The organism is Arachidicoccus terrestris (assembly GCF_020042345.1).
In the GTDB taxonomy this organism is placed as follows: domain Bacteria; phylum Bacteroidota; class Bacteroidia; order Chitinophagales; family Chitinophagaceae; genus Arachidicoccus; species Arachidicoccus terrestris.
In genome coordinates this window covers 1,542,960-1,565,624 of record NZ_CP083387.1, presented here as the reverse complement: position 1 = coordinate 1,565,624, position 22,665 = coordinate 1,542,960, and the positions used below count along the sequence as shown (strand labels likewise).

The 22,665-nt window shown below is 45.7% G+C and carries 15 protein-coding genes; 7 read left to right on the top strand and 8 right to left on the bottom strand.

Translation table 11 applies throughout. The annotated features are described in order from the left end of the window. Positions 1–465 precede the first annotated feature (465 nt). The 8 genes from K9M52_RS06285 to K9M52_RS06250 form a co-directional block, all read right to left on the bottom strand. Positions 466–2,913, bottom strand: coding sequence for a glycoside hydrolase family 127 protein (locus K9M52_RS06285; RefSeq protein WP_224071207.1), 2,448 nt, complete (start codon positions 2,911–2,913; stop codon positions 466–468). A 70-nt stretch (positions 2,914–2,983) separates the two neighbouring features. Further along, complete coding sequence (locus tag K9M52_RS06280) at positions 2,984–3,955, bottom strand: hypothetical protein (protein WP_224071206.1); 972 nt, start codon at positions 3,953–3,955, stop codon at positions 2,984–2,986. 323 nt (positions 3,956–4,278) lie between these two features. After that, the gene (locus tag K9M52_RS06275; RefSeq protein WP_224071205.1) at positions 4,279–5,673 is read right to left on the bottom strand and encodes an aminopeptidase P family protein; all 1,395 of its coding nucleotides are present in this window, start codon (positions 5,671–5,673) and stop codon (positions 4,279–4,281) included. Positions 5,674–5,684: 11 nt separating this feature from the next. Further along, on the bottom strand, positions 5,685–6,950 hold the full coding sequence (locus tag K9M52_RS06270; RefSeq protein WP_224071204.1) for an NAD(P)/FAD-dependent oxidoreductase: 1,266 nt from the start codon (positions 6,948–6,950) through the stop codon (positions 5,685–5,687). A gap of 33 nt (positions 6,951–6,983) precedes the next feature. Next, positions 6,984–9,347 (bottom strand): glycoside hydrolase family 127 protein, encoded by a 2,364-nt coding sequence (locus K9M52_RS06265; protein WP_224071203.1) that lies wholly within the window; start codon positions 9,345–9,347, stop codon positions 6,984–6,986. A 47-nt stretch (positions 9,348–9,394) separates the two neighbouring features. Further along, positions 9,395–10,396 (bottom strand): 4-hydroxyproline epimerase, encoded by a 1,002-nt coding sequence (locus K9M52_RS06260; protein ID WP_224071202.1) that lies wholly within the window; start codon positions 10,394–10,396, stop codon positions 9,395–9,397. A gap of 14 nt (positions 10,397–10,410) precedes the next feature. Then, positions 10,411–11,910 (bottom strand): aldehyde dehydrogenase (NADP(+)), encoded by a 1,500-nt coding sequence (locus tag K9M52_RS06255; RefSeq protein ID WP_224071201.1) that lies wholly within the window; start codon positions 11,908–11,910, stop codon positions 10,411–10,413. A gap of 57 nt (positions 11,911–11,967) precedes the next feature. Beyond that, complete coding sequence (locus K9M52_RS06250) at positions 11,968–12,912, bottom strand: dihydrodipicolinate synthase family protein (protein ID WP_224071200.1); 945 nt, start codon at positions 12,910–12,912, stop codon at positions 11,968–11,970. A gap of 326 nt (positions 12,913–13,238) precedes the next feature. Between K9M52_RS06250 and K9M52_RS06245 the strand changes: the two genes are divergently transcribed. The 7 genes from K9M52_RS06245 to K9M52_RS06215 all read left to right on the top strand — a co-directional run bounded on the left by K9M52_RS06245 (position 13,239) and on the right by K9M52_RS06215 (position 22,364). After that, positions 13,239–14,138, top strand: a complete 900-nt coding sequence (locus K9M52_RS06245) for an AraC family transcriptional regulator (protein WP_224071199.1) — start codon at positions 13,239–13,241, stop codon at positions 14,136–14,138. Positions 14,139–14,263: 125 nt separating this feature from the next. Beyond that, a complete protein-coding gene (locus K9M52_RS06240) occupies positions 14,264–15,925 on the top strand; it encodes a ribulokinase (protein ID WP_224071198.1) in 1,662 nt (553 codons plus the stop codon). Between the two features lie 27 nt (positions 15,926–15,952). Continuing rightward, complete coding sequence (locus tag K9M52_RS06235) at positions 15,953–16,651, top strand: L-ribulose-5-phosphate 4-epimerase (RefSeq protein WP_224071197.1); 699 nt, start codon at positions 15,953–15,955, stop codon at positions 16,649–16,651. Between the two features lie 50 nt (positions 16,652–16,701). Then, complete coding sequence (gene araA / locus K9M52_RS06230) at positions 16,702–18,192, top strand: L-arabinose isomerase (protein WP_224071196.1); 1,491 nt, start codon at positions 16,702–16,704, stop codon at positions 18,190–18,192. A gap of 43 nt (positions 18,193–18,235) precedes the next feature. Continuing rightward, positions 18,236–19,921: a sodium:solute symporter family transporter gene (locus tag K9M52_RS06225; RefSeq protein ID WP_224071195.1), complete on the top strand. Its 1,686-nt coding sequence runs from the start codon at positions 18,236–18,238 to the stop codon at positions 19,919–19,921. 53 nt (positions 19,922–19,974) lie between these two features. Then, a complete protein-coding gene (locus K9M52_RS06220; RefSeq protein ID WP_224071194.1) occupies positions 19,975–20,757 on the top strand; it encodes an NUDIX hydrolase in 783 nt (260 codons plus the stop codon). 53 nt (positions 20,758–20,810) lie between these two features. Next, positions 20,811–22,364, top strand: a complete 1,554-nt coding sequence (locus K9M52_RS06215) for an alpha-N-arabinofuranosidase (RefSeq protein ID WP_224071193.1) — start codon at positions 20,811–20,813, stop codon at positions 22,362–22,364. The last annotated feature ends 301 nt before the right edge of the window (positions 22,365–22,665 follow it).

Genomic DNA, 22,665 nt, shown 5'->3' with positions numbered 1-22,665 from the left:
TTTTTTTCATCTGGAGTTCGTTTAAATAAACCTACGCGGTGAATCGGTTCTTTTGCGGTTTTATCAATTCGGTAAATTCTTTACTTCTAGTTTTGCCCGTTAACCGTTTTGTTCTTTTACTTTCTGACTGGCGGCTGTACAATGGCTGCCTTTCCCGATTTTAAATTGTATTATTTACAAGTTAAAATCCGAGTAAAAAATTTGTTTGCCCTTTGAGACAAACAGCTATAACCGGTCGCATGTAATTATCGCATCAATCAGATAGTGAAGTTAAAATTTACATTGTGCTCTGTTTTTACATATATTGCTCCATGATGGCCGGATTTTAACCTGTTTTAAACGTCAAATTAACAATATGCGTGTATTCAGATAGTTACAAAAAAGAGTCGGTTTTTAAAAGGATTGCTTATTCCTGATAAAAACCGACCGGTTGGATGTAAAACGAAGTATTGAGTTGATTGAGCGTTATTTAACCGACCATTCGAGAACTCCTGAAGAGTTGTCTTTTGGAAGCTGCAATTGTAGTCTTAGACCTGTTGTGGTTACAGGCGTGAAAGATACTTCATTAAAGGTGTCTTTTCGGGTACCGTAGCTGGTTGTGTTTTCAACAGGGATCCATCTGTCGCCTTTCTTATAAAGCAGCTGCCATGAGGCCGGAACTCTGCATCCTCCAAAAGGGCCGTCGTCAAAGAAGTAAACCGTTGAACTGGATATGGTATAGGATGTTTTAAAGTCATATTGTATCCATTCCGGCTGATTTTTCTTGGGCCACCAATGTAAATTACCTGTACTCTGGTCTTTTGAGTCTTGTGGTATTACCTGATTGTTTACGGCCCGCAACATGAGTTTAGAGACCTGGGACCCGCTAACCTTGCTTTCAGAGGCAATGGAGGGGGCCGGAAGCGGTGTGCCGGCCTGGTTGTTATAAGGGATCCAGACTTCCATTTCGTCTGCTCCGCGGTTATTCCAACTGTAATAGGGAATGGCTGTGACTTCCGTTGGAATGGTTTCAATAGCGTCAGTGGAATGGGTTTCGCTTTTGCGTTTGAGTAGGACTGCAGGAGCTTCCAGTTGTTCAATACCACCCAGTTTATCAGCGATATACTTGACTTTTATTTGTGCGGACGTATCCACCATCAGGTGCATTACGCTACTGTCTTTTCTGTCTGCTCCTTCAATGCAATACACGATAGGGCCCCGTTGAAATGCAAAACGGTTATCATCTGCTTTGACCGCAGGGTCTGCCAGTATTTTTTTAACCGGCATCGGAAGTGCGAAACTGATTTTATCTCCTTTTTGCCAGCTGCGTTTGATCACCGCATAGCCATCGATCATCTTATAGCCGGCAGATTTACCGTTAACGGAGATATCTACCGGATGAGGGTTGATGTCCAGGAAGTGATATAGGTCGCCGGGTAAGGCCTCGCCTTTTGCCCACCCGGGTATGCGGATATGTAATGCGAAATTATGCGCGGCAGCGGCATTGACGTGAATAGCGATTTGCCCGTCCCATGGGTAATTGGTTATCTGCTCTAACTGAACTTTACCTTCGGTAAGTTCAAAGCTGGCTTTATTTGCTGCAAACAGATTGACAAAAATTGCATTGTTGTCCTGCGCATAAATGTATTCCGGCATAGAAGGCATGAATCTGGAGATATTGGTGATACAGCAGGCACAGTCAAACCAGGCACTGCGGGCATGCTGACCAAGGGAAGCTAATGGGTTCGGATAGAAGAAATGTGTGCCATCCAGGGACACACCTGACAACAAGCCATTATATAGGGTTTTTTCCAGTACGTCAATATAGCGTGCATCACCGTGTAACAAAAACATCCTTTCATTAAAATATACATTGGCAATAGCGGCACAGGTTTCTGCATAGGCACTCATATTGGGTAAGTCATAGGCAGGTCCAAATGCTTCACCGTTGCCCGTAGCGCCGATGCCGCCGGTAATATAAAGTTTGTGTTTGATTATGTCATTCCAGATCGCATCAATGGCGGTTAAGTAGGCACTGCCTTTGGTGAGCGCTGCCACGTCAGCGATTCCTGAATAAAGATAGGCAGCTCTTACGGCGTGTCCCTCCGCTTCTCTTTGATTGACCAGTTTGATATTTGATTGATTATACGCATCACCGGGGTTCCCTTTTTGGGGACCTCGGACGTCCAGAAAGAACTTGGCGAGATCGAGGTACTTTTTCTGGCCGGTTGACCTATATAGCTTTGCTAGTCCCATCTCTACTACAGGGTGACCTGGATATTTTTCGGTTTTGCCCCAGCCAAAATCGTTGACGAGAAGATCGGCATTTTTAATGGCGATTTTCAGGAGCGTTTTTTTACCGGTGGCCTGGTAATGAGCAACTGCCGCTTCAAATAGGTGTCCGGAATTATATAGCTCATGACTAAGAATCTCTGCTTTTTCCCAGCGCTTTTCTCCGATCCACTTCTGCGGATGTTTGACCTTGGCGGTTCTAAATGTATATAGATAGCCATCAGGCTCCTGCGCCTCGCCGATCATTTGAATCAAGGTATCCAGCTGCCTGTCTAGTATTGGATTTGGTGTGGTCTGTAAACTATAGGAGGCTCCTTCGATTAGTTTGTAGATATCCGTGTCATCAAATGGGTAGGTGGTCATATCCTCACCCGCAGGCATTTTGCCTGCCGCTTTTAGAAAGTTGTCGATACGGCCATGCTCCTTACACATACGTAATATATATGGAATTGTGATTTTGGCATTTACCTCAATCTTAGGTTTCCAGAAGTGATCCGTCAGCTGTACTTGCGTGAAAGGGACTGGTTTATAGGGATAGTCTTGCCCAAATCCCGAAGAGACCATAGGCAGTATACCGGTAAATAACCCTAATTTCAGCCATGTGCAGGTTCTTCCGGCCATTCCTTTCATTTTAGTTTTCATTTTTGTCTTGTTAAACAGGTGTAAGGTATAGAATACAAAAATAAGTGTGAATTTACGTGTATTAATCGTATTAATGCGTACTGTTGGCGGCTGGTGTATAATGCGTTTTATAGTATACATCTGCCGGATTATGGTGCCCGATATAGACCTCCGATAATATCTGATAAAGCGTAGGATCATATTGTTTAAGAGACGCCGGAGACCATATTGTTATATTGCGTATGCTATCCCGGAAAGGAAAATTAGACCAGAACCACCACTGCGTTCCTTCAGCCCAGTACTCGTCCGCTGTGTTGATCGCATATTGATCTTTATACATGCCTTTTTCTTTGGCAGAGGCGTATGCTGCTAAAATACGGTTATAAAGCGAAGGGTCTATTTTTTCAATTGCCCCCATCATATTGTGACTGAATTCGTGTACAGTGATGTTCTCTCCGTAGTAACGCGTTCCAGCGTAGCCTAAAAGGTTTTCTTCTGCACAGGAGGTAATAAGGCCACCCATACCTCTGGCGCGTTGATTCCAGTATCCTCTATCCGTCATAGAGGCTATGCCGCCGGGTTTATAATAATTTTCACGTTCTTTCGGTGTCAATCTCTGGTCATTAAAGGCAGGCTTCTTCCAGTCCCTGCGCTCCGGGAGGTCTGTCTCCATTTCCGTTTCGGCCATAACAAGTACGCGACCTTTTTCTTTTACAAGCTCCGCCCGGATATCACTTCTGCCGGACAGCATATATGTAACGATATCTCTGGCCGTTAATAATGCCGTCGGGGGTACTTTTTCTGATCCTACTATGGGGATCCCGACCGCGTTGCAGTATTGTTTATAGAATGGGTCGAGGTGTAGGCTATCCGGCGGCGGCGTTATTATTTGCGCGAAATATCGGTTGGTGAGCCCTGCTGTATCGTGAGTTGAAGTACCTGTAATATTGTTTTCCTGTTGATTTGGACTTGCAGTGACTTTCACTGAAAACAGGAGAGCCTGTAAAATGGCCAGCCCTGTCATACAGGCGAGGTATTTTTTTGTGGACATTCTGTTGGGCATTGTCATTCTATTTTTATGTGCAATGAAAATGTTTTAAACCTTTGTTGATAGATAGTTGTATCTGGTAGATAACTGTTGTGTAATCAATTCTTTTGCTCGATGCCTGAAAAAATCTTGCGCTACCTCTCCTTATCTGCTTATATTGTAATAAATACAATTAATATAGCATAAAGTTAATCTTTTTCTTTTACACGGCTAACCGGTTCTTAACCTTTGTTTTGCTGATTTTAACCAGAGGGAGAATAAAATGGCAGATGACATACAATGAGAAAGCCGGGCAAATGACTGGCCCGGCTTTTAAGTTTTTGAGGAATTGAAGGGTGTTATTTAATAAGCCCCTGTTTTTGAATTGATTCCATGTCCGCGACTGTCTTGGGTGCCATTCTGGTACCCAGGATACGGTAATGGTCTTGTGTAATGACCAGGTTGTCCTCAATACGAATACCACCAAAATCTCTGAATTTATCCAGTTCGTTGTAGTTGATAAAATCAGCCAGCTTATGTTCCGTTTTCCACAGGTCGATCAGCGTTGGGATAAAATATATGCCTGGTTCTACAGTAATGGTAAATCCCGGCTCAAGTGCTCTGCCCAGTCTGAGTGATTTCCAGCCAAAACTCATGTTCTTAGGCGTCTCGGGGGTATAGCCGACATATTGCTCTCCGAGGTTTTCCATGTCATGTACGTCCAGTCCAATCATATGTCCCAGTCCACATTGGAAAAACAGGGTATGCGCATCCAGCGCCAAGGCTTCTTTTACATCGCCTTTAATGATACTAAATGATTTCAGGCCTTCTAGTAACAACTCTCCGCTCAGTCGGTGCACCTCGCTGAAAGGCACGCCTGGCTTGCAGGCATCAATAGTAGCCAGCTGTATATCTAATATCAGTTGATACATATCCTTTTGAACACCGGAAAAAACACCATTCACGGGTGCTGTCCTGGTGAGGTCGCCCGCGTAATGCATGGCTGTTTCTGCGCCGGCATCACATAGGGCCATGGCACCACTTGGAAGCTCGACATTGCGTGCATGAATATGTAAGGTCTCTCCGCGGCTGGTAAGGATAATGGGATAGGAGAGGTCACCCCCGCCTGCAATGGCCAGTGCCCGTAATTGGCCAGCAATCTCCATTTCATTTTTCCCCGGCGCTAAGGCACGCATGAAATAGCTATGCATATCGTTGGAAATATCTACAGCTTTCTCCATTTCTGCGATTTCTTCCGGCCCTTTATAGGAACGCATGGAGACGACTGCCTTGATAAGTGTTTCAGAAGCTGCTGAAATACTCTGTGCAGGAGCAATGTTCAACCAGGCCTGCAGTTTAATAGAATGCTCGGGACGGTATGCCGGTAAAAAATGAACTTTGTCGCCTGCTGCCTTAAGCACGATTTCCAGTTCATTATAAGGTCGGACCTTATCTATACCTGTTTTAGCGGCAAGTTCCTGCAAGGAAGGTAAGGGGCCTGTCCATACGATATCGTCAATGGTTAGCTCATTGCCAAAAAGTGTCGTATCACCTGTCGCCAAATCTATCACGACAGCCAGTTCGGCCAAATCAATACCCACATAGTATAAAAAACTGCTGTCCTGCCGGAAAGGATACCAATTATTTTTAAAGTTCATGCCTGCTTCATCATTGCCCATCAGCAAAATGACGCCGGAACCTACTTTGGCCGCTAGCTGTTTTCTGCGTTGGGTATAGATGTCTTTGTTAAACATAATTTCCTGGTTTAGTTATTAAATCGATTGACCCCAAAGGTAGAAATATTTATGGTAGTATCGACCCCGCGGACCAGTTCGCTGACCAGTAACCCGGTAGCGGCACCGAGACTGATGCCTAACTGCGCATGGCCGGCTGCGATGACCAGGTTGTCCAGTGCAGGGGATTTGCCCAGATAAGGCATTCCGTCTACAGATACGGGCCTGAACCCGGACCATATCCTGGGGCGGATCTCCTCAAAATCCAGTTGATAATCGGGAAAGAATTGGTGGACTGCATGAATAATACCGCGGACCCGGTTGAGTGCCAATGGTGCGTCGAGTTTTCTGATCTCCAGGGTGCCTCCGAAACGGACCTGATCTCCCAATGGGGTAAATGCAGCCCGCCCTTCTACCAGCAGGCCTGGCCGCTTCATATGTTGACCATCGCCGGCAGTTATAGGTGCCAAAAAGGAGTACCCTCTGCCACCCACCACAGGAAGGTTTATATGCAGCTCACGGGCCAGTTGTTCACTCCAGGATCCTGCTGCGAGTACCACACTGTCAGCCGGGTATGTCTGTTCTCCCACGTGAACTTCACTAATTAGTTTGCCTTCTTTTTTAAAACCGGTTACCTCGGCATGCGCGATTAACTGTACGCCTTCTTTTTCCAGCTGTTTATAGAGACCTTGCATGAGTTTGGCCGGATTTAGATGTCCGTCACACTTGTAATTTACGGCACCCAGTGCATTCCACCGGACATCAGGTTCCAGCATTTCCAGCCCGGCTTTATCTACTAATTCGATGTCCAGTCCCAGATTCTGGCCCATTTTAGCAATGTATTCACATTCTTTACGTGCCTTCGGCGTCTGAAAAACTTCCAGCATACCATTATGCTGATAATCAAAGTTGATTTCCCTGATCCAGACATTTTCATATTCTTGCTGGCTGAGCAAGCCAATATCTCTGAGCGGGGCACCATTGATGTCAACATAACGTTGTTTGGCTCTTTTCAGAAAATGAATTCCCCACCGGAGTAAATGAGGGTCTAACCTTGGCTGTATATAAAACGGGCTGGTATTTTTAAACATCCATTTAAGTCCTTGCCTGGCAATACCGGGAGTCGCTAACTGAACATAATGACTTGGGCAGACGAAACCTGCATTACCATAGGAACAGCCGTCGGTAAAATCGCCTTTCTCCAGCACAGTGACCTGCCATCCGGCTTTGGCCAGATAGCGTGCGGAAGATAAACCAGAGATACCTCCTCCGATTATTATCACCTTATTTGCGCTCATGAACTGTCGGTTGAATAATTTGGATTATTGTTATTATCTGATGATACGGATATTAAATGCACGGCCGGCGGTAGACCGGTAATTCGCATTAAAACGGACCCGGATCCTGTTTTTGCCTTTGATTAAGTCCCTGGGGATTGCATAGGTCTTGTCATAGAATTTATCCGTCTGCCCGCCGGTTAAATGTTCTGTTGCGATAACCTTGCCTTCCACTACAATGTCAAATTTTCGGTTTTTGTCAGCACCGATATAGGTAACCAGCAGGCTATCTGTGGCATTTGGATCAACTTTCATATTGAATTCAAAGAAGCCTCCGCCTCTGGCTTCTCTGCCATGTTTGCCGAAGGCCTCACTGACATAGGAGTTTTTAGAAGCTTTGAGTGCATGATCCCGTTCAGGTTGCATTTCTCCAATTCTGAACACATCAACTGTTCTGGCTTCGATTTGTTTTTGTCTTTCCAGCTCGGCTTTATAGGACGCCTCCCGTTGTTTCCAGTCTTCTTTGGTGAATAAATCCCAATAAACCATATAATGTTGTTTATAGACGGCATAGAATGGTTTTAAGGTTACGTCGAAGGGTTTGCCAACTCCGGCTGTCTTGAAAATCATATTTTCTTTGTCTACCGTTTGTATCCAATTAGAGGCGTTGTGATCAGACGTGAGCAAGACAGGAATGCCCATTACCGGATCGGGCATACTGTCTCCCAGTAGCCCTGCAAGTAAGACGGGGCCATAGAAAATGGCGACACGGTTTTTATTATCTATCATTGGATCGGCATGGATCTCCCGGTTCAATACGTATTGAATTCTATCGCCGTTTTTCCAGTTTTTTTCTATGGTGACAAATCCATTCAAATCTGGTTGACTTTTCATTTTTTCCCCATTCACGAACACACTGTAATTTGCAGACCAGGCAGGCTTGCGTAATTTGACAGCGAAGTTTTTAGCAGCCTGGTTTTGGATATTGATGGTAATGGTATCTGTTGTAAGGATGGATGAAGCTAACTGGATTTTTGTATCTTGCTCCCGCCAGTTTAAGGTAGCCGGAATAAACAGGTTCACATAAAGTGTTTTACTGTCGGGTGACTCAAAGAAGATACTTTCTCCGTATTTAGCGTGATTTTCCATACCGGTACCCACGCAGCATGTAAAGGTGTTGAATGCATCACTGAAACTTTTGCTGCCACCCATACGTAATGGCACGAAGTAGGTAAACATACCCGTTTGAGGTTGTTGCGAGGCCAGGATATGATCTGTCAGCGTTCTTTCATAGTAGTCACCCAAAGTAGCAGATGGGTGAAGTGAGAATAATTTGCGTGTGAGCTTCAACATATTATAGGACGCACAGGTTTCTGTGTTGTCATCGCTTAACCGGTCACTTAAGTGGTCTTCCTGCCCAAAATATTCATAGCTGCCATTGCCACCATTTGCATAGGTGTGGTGTCCGATGATGGTGCGCCAGGCATATTGCGCAATAGTACTGTCTCTGGCACCGGCTACCCAAAAGTATTCGGATGCAGACCCTACTGCTTTGGGAATATTAGTGTTGGCATGCTTGTTTTCCAAGGCATCCATTCGTTCTGATAAAGGCAACATGACAAAATCATCGAAGAAGCGATCTGCCAGATTCAGATATTTTTTATTACCCGTAATGGCGTATATCGTCACCAGGACATCATTCATTGCTCCGTATTCACAGACGAGCATTTTTTGCATCTGCTCTTTGCTGAGATTGCCTAATAGCTTGTCTGCCCAATCAGCCATTTTTACGACTACCTCCAGGGCTTGTTTGTTGCCCGTGTAAAGATAAGCATCCACCAGGCCGGCCATCACTTTATGAACGGTATACCAGGGCGACCAGCCACCGTTCAGGTCAAACCCTCCGCTTTCAATGTCTCCCCTGGCGACCCTGCCAAAAATGCTGTCTTCCTTAGGAATGGCGCCTACATAGCCGGTTCCACGGGCCGCCTGGCAACGAGCCAGTTCTCCTACTATATATGTTGCCCTGTTTTTAAATGCTGTCTTGCCGGTGGTAGCGTACATCAGGCTAATGGCAGAAAGATAATGACCCAATGTATGTCCGGAAAGACCCTCACGCTCCCAGCCACCATATACCGAGTCTTTTTCGGGCAGGTGGGCATTTTTATAAAACCTGTTAAGCAGTCGGTTAGGTTCCAGCTTTAACAGATAAGCTTCGTCAAGTTTCTGGGCATGTGCAAATGGCGATCCTTCTGTGAGTTGGATAGCTGTTAGCGGAAACCCGTAGGCCTCAATTTTAGCCGCAGGCCTGATCTTAAAACGTGTATCATTTTTAATGGGAATATATGTCTGGGCAGAACAGATATAACCCCATATCATCAGAGCGGATAATAGAGCGATGTCTTTTTTGTGTTTCATGAGAGATAAGATTAAATGACGTAGGTAAATGCTGTTGAGATGGATGTCTAAATAACAGAGAAACCGAGTGCCAGCGGATCATCCTCCGTATCAATCGTGATGTTGTTATGGCCAAATACGCGGGCCCATCCTTCAATACCGGGAATGATGGCATCAAACTTTCCGACCTTACAGGTGTCTTCTATGGTGCCTGTAAACGAAGATCCTATGATACTTTCATGGACGAACTGATCTCCTGGTTTTAATTTGCCCTGCGTATAGAGTTGTGCCATACGGGCAGAGGTTCCTGTTCCACATGGGCTGCGATCAATAGCTTTTTCGCCATAGAAAACCGCATTCCGTGCAGTAGAGGTCGGGTTCAAAGGAGTGCCTGTCCACATGATATGATGCACTCCATAGATGGCGGGATCGTCAGGATGTATGAACGGCTGGCCTGCTGCAACGACTTCGCGCATTTGCCTGGACCACCGGATCAGATCAAGCGCGGTATAGTCTTGCATCCCACTGAAGTTTGGCTGAGGGTCTACAATGGCATAGAAGTTCCCGCCGAATGCTACGTCAAAATGCAACAGGCCTAGCTCCGGGTGTTGCACCTGGAGGTCCCTGGCAGCCAGATAGGAGGGGACATTGATTAACTTAACGGATTTTATTTTGCCGGCCTTTTCCTGATAAGTGGCCGTGACCAATCCTGCAGGCGTCTCCAGGCGAAGTGTACCGGGAGTCGCCGGGGTGACCAAACCGGCTTCCAATGCTGCTGTAACTGTACCAATAGTGCCATGGCCACACATGGGCAGGCAGCCACTGGTCTCAATAAAGAGAACACCGATATCATAGGCATCAGTTGAGGGAGCATATAAGATGCTGCCACTCATCATATCATGTCCTCTGGGTTCGAACATCAGGCCTTTGCGAATCCAGTCATAGTGCTTGAGAAAAAATAATCTTTTCTCACGCATGGTGGCCCCCTCTAAAAGGGGACCGCCACCGGCGACCAGGCGAACCGGATTGCCACATGTATGTGCATCAATACAAAAGAATGTTTTATGCATAACGTTTGAATGAATTAGCGTTGATTTTTTGACCAGTCACCATCTATCTGCCGCCAGATACCTAACGGGTTGGCATTTTGCAGTTCTTCAGGTAAAAGACTGTCGGGGAAATTTTGATAACAAACCGGCCTTGCCCAACGTAAAATAGCCGATGATCCTACTGAAGTGTAGCTGCCATTGGATGTTGAAGGAAAAGGGCCTCCATGCACCATGGCATGGCAGACTTCTACACCAGTAGGAACTTCATTGAATATAATTCTGCCGGCAATGGCCGTCAAACTGTCCAGTATAGGTGTAACGATTGTTTTGTTGGCCAGGTCCTGCTGTGTGCCGAAGATACTGGCCGTCAGTTGCCCGTCGATGCTCTGTAAGGCTGCGAGGAGCTCTGCTTGGTTTTCGGCTATGATCACTAGTGAGAACGGTCCAAATACCTCCGTTTTAAGACTACTGTTGTGCAGGAAACTGTCGGCGGTTACTGTTGCAAGAGAGGGGGTGACGGCGATAGTCCCATCCACATGCTTCCCTTCTACCAGCGTGTCTACGCCTGCTTGGGAAAGAACAACCTGTAGGTTGTTGTGGTAACCGGCCAGGACGCCTTCGTGCAGCATGGGAGCTGCGGCGGTGGTCTCCATGGCTGATTTAAGCACTTTCAGGAATGTTTCGAGTTGCGGATTTTTGGTAATAAAAATGAGACCGGGATTGGTACAGAACTGGCCCACGCCCAGTGAAATGGAAGCTGCCAGCTTTTTGGCAGTAGCCTCAGCAGCGCTGTTTAAAAGTTCAGGTAGGATCACAACGGGGTTAGTGCTACTCATTTCAGCATACACTTCAATAGGCACCGCTCGTTCTGCTGCGGCCTGCATTAGGGCGTACCCCGCCTGAAATGAGCCTGTAAATCCAACGGCCGCGGTAGCTTTTGCTTTCACCAGTTCAATGCCGGTCCGGATATCGGGCTGATCGACGTGCTGCAGGATATCTGCGGGAAATCCCAAGTCTTGTATCGCCTTGCAAGCCGTCCTAAACGCGGCTTTAGATGTGGCCGGATGTGCGGGATGTGCTTTGATCACTACTGTACAGCCGGCAGCCAGTGCACTGGCAGTGTCTCCTCCCAATGTCGAAAACGCGAAGGGAAAGTTGCTGGCACCAAAGACAACCACAGGGCCCTTGGGGCGCAACATTTTACGGATATCTGTTCTGGGAAGCGGTTTTCTGTCGGGAAGTGCCGGATCAATACTGGCCTGTACCCAACTCCCTTCGCGAACCAGGTTAGCGAAGAGCTTTAATTGCCCGATCGTACGACTCAGTTCACCATTTAACCTGGTATCTGGCAGATGTGACTCTTCTTGCGCAGTCCTCACTAATGCGGAACGTTCCGCTTCCAGTCCGTCAGCAATTTTTTCCAGCAGTTCAGCCCGTTTCCTGCCTGATGCGTGTCGGAAACTGAGAAATGCCTGTTGTGCACGATCCATAACTTCCTGCGCCTGAATGGTCGTGCTGTTAATATCGTGTTGCATAGTAATAGTTATTTAGAAATAAAAGGTGTTCAATCGTAAGGTTATATGGCAACTGTTCTATACAGAAACCCCTTCTGCTGTCATCAGTGCAAGCCCCTTTTCAACCAATGCTTCGGGACGTGTTTTTAATGCCGTTTCGATAGTCGCGATTGCTGCCGCTCTTTTGTCCCCTTTTAAAGATATGCGGGGTGCGCGAACAGTTTCGTTGCCAAGACCCGTATACACTTCCGCTAATTTGATATACTGTACCAGCTGTGGTGTGATATCAAATTCCAATAAAGGCATAAACCATCTGTATATCTCCAGGGCCTGTTGATGCTGATTGTTTTTAATAAAGTTGTAAATGGCGACAGTTTCTCTGGGGAAAGCACATACCAGGCCTGCCACCAGACCATCCGCTCCCGAAGATAGCTCCTCAAAAGTGAGCGTATCCACGCCACAGAGTATTTTAAATCGATCTCCAAAATTGTTACGCATGCGGATGACATTACTGACGTCACGGGTAGATTCTTTTACAGCCTGTATGGTCGGGATGTCTTTTAGTGCCTCAAACATATCTATTGTGATCTCAGTTTTATAATCTACAGGGTTATTATAGAGCAGTACAGGCAGGTCTGTCGCCGCAGCGACGGTTCTGAAAAATAAAACGGTTTCTTCCGGCGTGGATTTATAACGCATAGGTGGCAATAACATAATGCCATCCGCCCCCCATGCTTTAATTTGTTTTGCTATCGATGTCGCCTCTCTGGTGGAACCTGTAGCGATATTGACAATGACCGGTACTTTACCTGCGGCTGTTTTTAAACCACTTGCCACCAGCTGGCCCAGTTCCTCGGTTGTAATGGTACTTGATTCTCCTAAAGACCCTCCTATGATGATTCCTGCGACGCCTGCTTCGATCTGCGCCTGAAGATTTTTTTCAAATAATGTCAGATCCAACTCGTCATTATCGGTAAATTTTGTTGTAACTGCCGGGAACACTCCCTTCCATTCAATTGCCATAGTATTATACATTTAGTTAGTGAAATAACATCCTCTACAAGGTAAGGAATATCGGCTGTAAAATTACCTGCGTGCTGTGAAGTGATCTTCCCGCTTTTTGTTATTTACTAGACAGATTTTAACCGCCGCCGCCGGCTCGTTATTCAGCAGATAAGAATGTTGAAGTCATTCCCCATACGGAATTATAACCGTATTTTAACCGAGAATATGCATAAATTGATTTTTTATGGTAATTTCCGTGCTATAAAGCGAGAAAATGTTAACTTGGCATTATCAAATCTTTATTCCTGTTGGCATCTGTTTTTCCCATTTAAATATCAGCAGTCATGAAAGTACTCCAGTTTACAATACCTGTCCGTCATGATAAAACCATTGTCACAAGAATGGATATTTTACCTCACTTTTATCCCTATCTGCACAGACACAAGGAAATGCAGCTAACCTGGGTGCAGCATGGAGAGGGAACACTGATGGCAGATCACAATATGCATAGCTTTCAGCAAGGGGATATTTTTATTATCGGAGGCGGGCAACCGCATTTGTTTAAAAGTCCCGCTGCTTATTTTGAGGAAGGTTCTGAAAGAATTATTTGTTCACTGGATGTGTTTTTTGATCCGGACGTTATATGTCAGACACTGTTGGGTATACCTGAATTTAAACACCTGCGTAGTTTTATTGCTTATGCGCAAAACGGCATACAGGTGCCGGCTGCTAACGCGTCTGAAGTTTCTGCGCTTTTGGATAAACTGTTCACCACCGAAGACGCGGCCCAGTCTACAATTTTATTTATACAGTTGCTTCAAAAGCTTTCCGGCTTGTCCGGTTATAAGATTCTTTCTCAGCAGGGACCAAGAATGCTGAATACGGAGACCGACGGTATCCGTGTCAGTCATATCTACAATTATATATTACATAATTACGATAAACCGATTACGCTGGAAGATGTGGCAGGTCAGGCTTATATGACGCCACAGGCCTTTTGTCGTTTTTTTAAGAAGCATACCCGGCACACATTTGTCCAGTTTTTAAATGAGGTGAGGATTGGAGAAGCCAGAAAACAATTTTCCTCCGGATCCTTTGAGAGTATATCCAGTGTCGCTTATAGCTCAGGCTTCAATAGCATTACTAATTTTAATCGTGTCTTTAAATCGGTAATGGGACAGGCTCCCACCGAGTATATTGAGAGTTTAAGAGAGTTGCAACAATCAAGTCCTGCTATTGGTTAAGTTTCTATTATTGATTCTCAATTAGTTAAACGGGATGGCCGAGAAAAAATGAGAAGATATTTTTTGTGGGTTAAGAATAAAAGTTAAATTTACAATTAAAAAAATTTATCCATAATTATATTTGTATGAATTACAATTATGTAATAGGTCTTGATTACGGAACGGATTCTGTTAGGGCTGTGCTGATAGATACGGCGGATGGGAAGGAATTGGCATCGAGTGTTTATTATTATCCCAGATGGGCTGCAGGAAAATACTGTGATGCCAAAAAACAGCAGTTCAGGCAGCATCCGCTTGATTATATTGAAGGACTGACGGCAACAATTAAAGAAATTTTGGAGTTGGCAGGACCGGAGGCAGGAAGGTTTGTCAAAGGTATTTCTGTGGACACGACGGGCTCCACGCCGGTTGCGGTCGATCAGACAGGAAGGCCTTTGGCGCTGAAGCCTGGTTTTGAAGAAGATCCGAATGCGATGTTTATTCTTTGGAAAGATCACACAGCTATTCAGGAGACGGCTCGTATCAATGAAGTGGCTGCAACGAAAGAAATTAATTACTTGCAATTTGTAGGCGGAATTTACAGCACAGAATGGTTTTGGGCCAAATTACTCCATGTTCTACGTATTGATGAACACATTCGGCCACACGTCTATAGCTGGGTCGAACACTGCGACTGGATTCCGTTTTTGCTCACGGGCGGCGATGATTTGAAGTTAATGAAAAGAAGTGTATGTGCTGCAGGGCATAAATCTCTTTTTGCCCCTGAGTTCGGGGGACTGCCGCCGAATAGTTTCTTTGCGGAGATTGATCCTCTATTGGACGGATTCAGGGACCGGCTGTTTGACAGGACATATACTGCTGCTGAGGCTGCAGGCACTTTGAGCGCAGCATGGGCGGAAAAACTGGGTCTTTCAACTGATGTTGTTGTCGGCATCGGTGCTTTTGATTGTCATATGGGCGCGGTGGGCGCCGAGATAGAGCCCTATATGCTCAGTAAAATCATCGGGACCTCCACCTGTGATATTATGGTCGTTCCGGAAGAGGAAATGAAAGATATTCTGGTCAAAGGTATCTGCGGCCAGGTTCCTGGTTCCGTTGTGCCAGGCATGATAGGGCTGGAAGCTGGACAAAGCGCCTTTGGCGATGTATATGCATGGTTTAAGAATATATTATTATGGCCGGCCAGAAACATGGGGCTGTCGGGTGAGCAACTGGAACAGATGGAAAAAAATCTTTTGGTGCAGCTCTCTGAAGAGGCCGGTAAGCGGCCGGTAACGGAAAACAGCGTGCTGGCCATAGATTGGCTGAATGGACGCAGGACACCGGATGCCAACCAGGCATTGGATGGCGCGATCAGCGGATTACAGTTGGGCACGGACGCGCCGGAAATATTCCGGGCACTGGTGGAAGCTACTTGTTTCGGTGCCAGAGCGATCGTGGAAAGGTTCGTTGCTGAAGGTATCGCTGTAAAAGGATTGATCGCTATGGGAGGCGTTGCTCAAAAATCTTCTTTTATTATGCAGACGATGGCTGATGTTATTGGTATGCCCATCAAAGTACATTGCTCAGAACAGACCTGTGCGACTGGAGCGGCTATGTTTGCCGCGACAGCAGCCGGTATATTCTCAAATGTACAGATTGCTATGAAGACGATGGGACAAGGGTTTGATAAACATTATGTGCCGGATGATCAGCGGCATGCACTGTATAATACAAGATATGAACAATATAAGCGCCTTGGAGGCTGGATCGAAGCGGAGGCAAACAACCGGACCGCTGCTCATTAAAATATGTTCTGAAATTAAACAAATAATATGAAAAAATATTCATCCATTAAACAAGAAGCATACCAGGCCAACATGCAGTTACCTGCATTAGGTCTGGTTTTGTTTACTTTTGGAAATGTAAGCGTCGTGGATCGAAGTGAAGCTGTGTTTGCCATTAAGCCGAGTGGCGTACCATATGAACAGCTAACGCCTGATAAGATGGTCATTGTAGACTATGATGGTAAAGTCGTAGAAGGAGATTTAAGGCCTTCTTCTGATACCAAAACCCATGGAGTGCTTTATCAGCACTGGGAAAATATCGGAAGCGTTGTACATACGCACTCTACTTATGCCACTTCATGGGCGCAGTCGGGAATAGACATTCCCATTTTTGGCACCACACACGCTGATCATAATACGATGGATATTCCCTGCGCCCCTCCCATGTCTGATGAGATGATCCGAGGTGATTACGAATATCAGACGGGTTTCCAGATTATGGATTGTTTTAAAGAACGTGGTCTAAGCTATGAGGAGATGGAAATGGTGCTGGTTGGTAATCATGCACCTTTCACCTGGGGTAAAACCGCAGATAAGGCAGTATATAATAGTGGCGTATTAGAACAGGTGGCTAAAATGGCTTTGTTTACGCTACAGATCAATAGCGAAGCGCCCAGGCTAAAAGATGCGCTGATAAGAAAACATTATGAGCGTAAACACGGAGACGGCGCGTATTACGGACAATAGGATTATAGAAACAGATTAACAATAATCATCTTATATTAAATAAAATTTATATGATCGACTTTAAAAACCGGGAGATCTGGCTGGTGACCGGCAGCCAACATTTATATGGTGAAGAGACGCTAAGAGAAGTTGCCAGCCATAGCCAGGAAATTGCACGGGCATTGGATAGTGCAGGGGATATTCCGGCAAAGATCGTCTGGCAGCCAACGGTAAAGACAACCGACGAGATTTACAGCCTGGTTCAAAAAGCCAATCACGATGATAATGTCATAGGTCTGATTGCCTGGATGCATACGTTTTCTCCGGCAAAAATGTGGATCCGCGGACTGAATATTTTGCATAAGCCGCTGTTGCATTTGCATACTCAGTTTAACCAGGATATTCCATGGGCAACAATGGATATGGATTTTATGAATCTGAACCAAAGTGCACATGGCGATAGAGAATTTGGCTTTATTGTTACACGTTTAGGCATCAACAGAAAGGTGGTTGTAGGCCATTGGGCAGCGTCTGCGGTTCAAAAGCAGATTGGCGACTGGGCCAGGGTCGCAGCTGGCTGGGCGGATTGGCAGGGAGCTAAATTTGCCCGTTTTGGCGATAATATGCGCTTTGTTGCCGTAACGGAAGGGGACAAGGTGGCGGCGGAAGCTAAACTCGGATTTTCAGTGAATACCTACGGAATCGGAGATCTGGCCACTGTAATCAGTGAGATATCCGATAAAGAAGTAGATGTTTTAATCCAGGAATATGAAGACAGTTATGACCTGATGGACGTACTTAGAAAAGAAGGTACACAAAGGGCGGCCCTCAGAGACGCGGCGAAGATCGAACTGGGGCTTCGAAGCTTTTTGCAGGCCGGAGGGTTTAAAGGTTTTACGGACACCTTTGAGGATTTGCATGGTGTGAATCAGTTGCCCGGCATTGCTGTACAGCGGCTGATGGCAGATGGTTATGGATTTGCAGGTGAAGGGGACTGGAAAACTGCGGCACTTGTACGCGCTATGAAAGTGATGGGGCACGGCCTGCCGGGAGCAAATGCCTTTATGGAAGATTATACCTATCATTTAGATCCAAAAGATGCAAAGGTGATGGGCTCACATATGCTGGAAGTAGACGCTTCACTTGCGGTCGGCCGTGCCAGCTGTGAAATTCATCCTTTGGGCATCGGTGGAAAATCTGATCCGGTACGCCTGGTTTTTAACGGTGGTGGCGGGCCTGCGGTGGCATCCAGTCTTGTAGACATGGGTGGCCGCTTCCGGATGGTTATCAACGCGGTTGAGGGTGTGGAAATTACAGAAGCCTTGCCAAAGTTGCCGGTCGCACGTGTAATGTGGAAGCCTTTACCTGATTTTCAGACGTCCTGCGCAGCATGGATTCTGGCAGGTGGCGCCCATCATACCAGCTATAGTCAGAATCTTTCCGTAGAGCAGATTGAAGATTTTGCGGAGATGGCGGGTATAGAGAGCGTTATCATTGATCAGGACACAACACTTCGGCAACTCAAAAGAGAACTTAAGTTCGCCCAAGCGTATTATCAATAATTATTTCATTCACCGGGAAGTCATCCCACACTAAATTCGACACATGAAAAGTGGACTTATCCATATTGATTATATCATTATCGTTGCCTATTTTTTACTGATTACCTTTTATGGAATTTGGATCTACCGCAAAAGGAAGAATAAGGACCTGAGCAGCCATGATTATTTTCTGGCGGAGGGGTCTCTGACCTGGTGGGCTATCGGAGCCTCCATTATTGCTTCTAATATCTCAGCTGAGCAGTTTATCGGTATGAGTGGAGATGGATTTTTTGTGGGGATTGCCGTAGGCGTATACGAATGGGTAGGCGCTCTGGGGCTTATCATTATCGCCGTCTGGTTCTTACCGATCTATCTCAAGAACAAGATATTTACAATGCCACAGTTTCTAAAACGGCGGTTTAACGGGACTGTTGCATTGATTATGGCTATTTTCTGGTTATTGCTCTATGTGTTCGTCAATATTACTTCTATTCTGTATTTAGGGGCACTGGCTGTCAATACGCTTGTCGGAGGAGCGTCACTGCATATGATTATGGTGATCTTTGCCATCTGCTCGGTATTGATTGCCCTGGGAGGTATGAAGGTCATTGGATATACAGACGCGATACAGGTCGCGATGCTGCTCATCGGTGGTTTGGCAACTACTTATTTTGCTTTACAGGTGGTCAGCGAAAAGTTCGGCCTTGGCAAAGATATCTTTGCCGGATTCCAGGCTATGATGGACGCGGCACCACAGCATTTTCACCTGATTTATGATAAACCGACAGCGACGTCTTCACAGCATTATATTGACCAGTATCTGATCGTGCCGGGAATTCTGATGTATATCGCCGGTCAGTGGATCGTAAATCTGGAATATTTTGGTACCAATCAATATATTACCCAGAGAGCTCTGGGAGCCGATCTGAAGACAGCCCGCACGGGCCTGATGTTCGCCGGTATCCTGAAAATGTTTACCCCTATTGTAGTAATGTTGCCTGGAATTGCGGCTTATGTGTTGTATCAGAAAGGGTTTCTACCTGAATTAGGCGGGCATAAAGATCATGCTTATTCAGCGGTATTAGGCTTTTTGCCTAACGGGCTGAAAGGCCTATCTATCGCCGCACTCTCTGCCGCGATCATCGCCTCACTCGCCGGGAAAGCTAATAGCATTTCTACCATCTATACCTTGGATATCTATAAGAACTATTTTCATAAGGAGGCTTCCGACAAGAAGATGGTATGGATTGGACGTATCGCTGTGGTAGTATCTATGGCCATCGGACTGTTCTTTACCTGGGATGATATTCTTGGGATTGGTGGTGCCGGCGGATTTACATTTATCCAAAAGTATACCGGATTTATCAGCCCGGGCGTACTGGCCGTGTTTCTACTGGGTATGTTCTGGAAGCGGACAAACGGACTGGCTTCCATTGTGGGCATCGTCGGCGGATTTGTGCTTTGCGTATTCTTCAACGAATTTGCGCCACAACTTTTCGGAAATAATACCTGGTTTTATACGGCGTATCCGAATGGACATGGCGGTTACGAAATTCCGTTCCTTATCTGTATGGGACTGGCCTTTGGGTTTACAGTAGTACTGATGGTGATCTGCAGCCTGTTTAGTCCGAAGGTCAATGAAAAAGCCTTCGTTATAGATCGTAAGATGTATAAAGTGGAACCCAGCGTACTGGTACTTATTGTAGTAATCCTGATGTTGTTTGCTGCACTATATGCCAAATTCTGGTAATAGGAATCAGGTTGGATATGCAATTTGAGTCAGCTTATTTTTAAAACGGGATTTTGGAAAAGGAAAAGAAAAAAAGAAAATACAGTGGCAAAAAGCTCCTTCTGGCAGTGGACTGTATCATATTTGGATTCGATGAGGAAGGTCTGAAGCTATTGGTCATTAAAAGAGGGTTTGAGCCGTGTAAAGGGCGGCTCAGCTTGATGGGAGGTTTTGTAGCGGAGACGGAAAGCGGAGAAGATGCTGCTACCCGTGTTCTCCATGAACTGACTGGCCTGGAGGGAATCTATATGGAGCAGTTGCATCTTTTTAGTGACCCTTCCAGAGACCCTGGTGCCCGGACAGCGGTGATGGCATATTTTGCCCTGATAGATATTAAGCGCTATCAGAGTCAGATGAGTGCAGATTTTCAGGCCAGATGGGTGCCTGCCGAAAAAGTTCCTAAACTCATTTTTGATCATAATGCGATGGTGGAGATGGCCAAAGAAAGGCTGCGTTATAAAGCCGCCCTGCATCCGCTTCTCTTTGAGTTGTTACCGGATAAATTTACCATTCCGCAGTTGCAGATCTTATATGAAAAGCTCTATGATACGAAATTTGATCCCGGCAATTTCTTCAAGAAGGTTCAATCCCTGGGCCTGCTTGTCAGGCTAAAAGAAAGAGATAAGCTGAATTCAAAAAAAGGAGCTTATTTCTATACACTGGATAAAGAGAAGTATGAAGAAGGTTTTAATACCTTTTTGAATTTTGTATATAAGCCGAAATTTAAAAGTAACAAGGAAGGACAAAAGGTAAGTGCTGTAATGATGCCGGTGAAAGCAGCGGACGCTGACACATAGCCATCTGGTTTAAACTGTTGTATTTATTCGCTTATTATTAAATATTGATTAACATGAAAAAACAATTGCTGACAGTTTTATTGCTTTGCGGCATACTGGCGGCATCCGCACAAAAGGCTGTCATTAGCCTGGATGCCTCCAAAGCCAAAACCGAGATCAATCCGAATATTTATGGAATGTTTTCCGAACACCTTGGCCGGGGTATTTATGGAGGTATCTGGGTGCCTAAGGATGCCAAAGTGAAAAAGGAGGGTCGAATCCGAATGGACGTTGTGGAAGCGCTCCGGAAAATACAGATTCCTAACCTGCGGTGGCCGGGTGGCTGCTTTGCGGATGAATACCACTGGATGAATGGCATCGGCGATCCCGCAAAAAGGCCTAAAATGGTCAATACGAATTGGGGCGGGGTGACGGAAGACAATAGTTTTGGCACCAACGAGTTTATGCAGCTTTGCCATCTGCTGCACACGCAGCCTTATATCTCTGGCAATATGGGCAGTGGTACTGTCCAGGAGATGTCGAACTGGGTTGAATACCTGAACTTTGACGGCGAGAGCCCCATGACTAAATTGCGAAAGGAAGATGGGATAGACAAGCCCTATGGCGTTCAGTTTTTTGGGATTGGCAACGAAAGCTGGGGCTGTGGCGGTAGCATGAAACCTGAATACTACGTCAATGAATTCAGGCGATACGCTACATTTGCGAAGAGTTATCAAAATGCTCCCTTGAAAAGAATTGCCAGCGGCGCGAACTCCGATGATTACCACTGGACAGAAGTGCTGATGAAAGGCATCCCGCTGAATATGATGTGGGGGCTAAGTTTGCATTATTATACCATTCCAACCGGACACTGGGGGAAGAAAGGATCGGCTACGAATTTTGATGAAGCGGAATATTTTAATACGATGAAGAACTGTCTTCATATGGAAGAACTGGTGACCAAGCATTCTGCTATCATGGACAAGTATGATCCGGATAAGAAAGTGGCGCTTGTGGTAGACGAATGGGGGGTATGGACCGATGCAGAACCGGGGACGAATCCTGCTTTTCTTTATCAGCAAAATAGTATGAGAGATGCACTCATTGCGGCATCCACATTGAATATCTTTAATAATCACGCAGATCGTGTGAGAATGGCGAACCTTGCCCAGACGGTGAATGTTTTACAATCGCTCATTTTGACCAAAGGCGATCAGATGATCCTTACACCGACTTATTATGTTTTTGAGATGTACAAAAAGCATCAGGGAGGGCGTTTAGTGCCTTTACACCTGATTAGCCCGGCTTATACTGTAGGTAATGCGACAATTGATGCAGTCAATGCCTCCGCTTCTATCGATGATGCCGGAAAATTGCATGCCAGCCTGGTCAACCTGAATGCTGAAACCTCGGAAACGGTAACCGTTGACCTGGCACATACTCAATATACGAAAGTAGCTGGCCTGCTGTTGAATGCCAAAGCCGTTACAACGGTCAATACATTTGAACAGCCTGATAATGTTAAGATAACTGAGTTTAAGGGCGCCAAATTATCCGGCGCGGCAGGTAGTCAGGTGCTAACGGTGACGCTGCCGGCACATAGTGTAGTGATGCTGGATCTTGAATAAAGACTAAAGTTTTGGATTTTAGATAAAGGGTGAATGGGGTCAGTCCGGATATAATATGTCCAGGATTGGCCCCTGTTCCTTTATTCATTCTTTAGGCTAATGGCTGAGTTGAGGCGTGCTGTTCGGGCGGTTTTCAGCCACAGCACTATCGTTGCGATGAGCAGCATGCCCACTATTCTTTTCTCTAATATCCATCAACTGAGGCTGATTTTACGGGCGAATTTCATCTCTGGCGTAAATTGCCCCATATTTTGCCGTATTTATACCTGCAATTAACTGAATATTCCTTCTATTTTTGTCA

Excerpts from the sequence above, each read along its gene's own strand:
- K9M52_RS06240 (WP_224071198.1), top strand. The coding sequence starts at position 14,264 with ATGAATTACAATTATGTAATAGGTCTTGATTACGGAACGGATTCTGTT.
- K9M52_RS06275 (WP_224071205.1), bottom strand. The coding sequence starts at position 5,673 with ATGTTTAACAAAGACATCTATACCCAACGCAGAAAACAGCTAGCGGCC.
- K9M52_RS06265 (WP_224071203.1), bottom strand. The coding sequence starts at position 9,347 with ATGAAACACAAAAAAGACATCGCTCTATTATCCGCTCTGATGATATGG.
- K9M52_RS06215 (WP_224071193.1), top strand. The coding sequence starts at position 20,811 with ATGAAAAAACAATTGCTGACAGTTTTATTGCTTTGCGGCATACTGGCG.
- K9M52_RS06285 (WP_224071207.1), bottom strand. The coding sequence starts at position 2,913 with ATGAAAACTAAAATGAAAGGAATGGCCGGAAGAACCTGCACATGGCTG.
- K9M52_RS06260 (WP_224071202.1), bottom strand. The coding sequence starts at position 10,396 with ATGCATAAAACATTCTTTTGTATTGATGCACATACATGTGGCAATCCG.
- K9M52_RS06250 (WP_224071200.1), bottom strand. The coding sequence starts at position 12,912 with ATGGCAATTGAATGGAAGGGAGTGTTCCCGGCAGTTACAACAAAATTT.
- K9M52_RS06235 (WP_224071197.1), top strand. The coding sequence starts at position 15,953 with ATGAAAAAATATTCATCCATTAAACAAGAAGCATACCAGGCCAACATG.
- K9M52_RS06270 (WP_224071204.1), bottom strand. The coding sequence starts at position 6,950 with ATGAGCGCAAATAAGGTGATAATAATCGGAGGAGGTATCTCTGGTTTA.
- araA (WP_224071196.1), top strand. The coding sequence starts at position 16,702 with ATGATCGACTTTAAAAACCGGGAGATCTGGCTGGTGACCGGCAGCCAA.
- K9M52_RS06245 (WP_224071199.1), top strand. The coding sequence starts at position 13,239 with ATGAAAGTACTCCAGTTTACAATACCTGTCCGTCATGATAAAACCATT.
- K9M52_RS06225 (WP_224071195.1), top strand. The coding sequence starts at position 18,236 with ATGAAAAGTGGACTTATCCATATTGATTATATCATTATCGTTGCCTAT.
- K9M52_RS06280 (WP_224071206.1), bottom strand. The coding sequence starts at position 3,955 with ATGCCCAACAGAATGTCCACAAAAAAATACCTCGCCTGTATGACAGGG.
- K9M52_RS06255 (WP_224071201.1), bottom strand. The coding sequence starts at position 11,910 with ATGCAACACGATATTAACAGCACGACCATTCAGGCGCAGGAAGTTATG.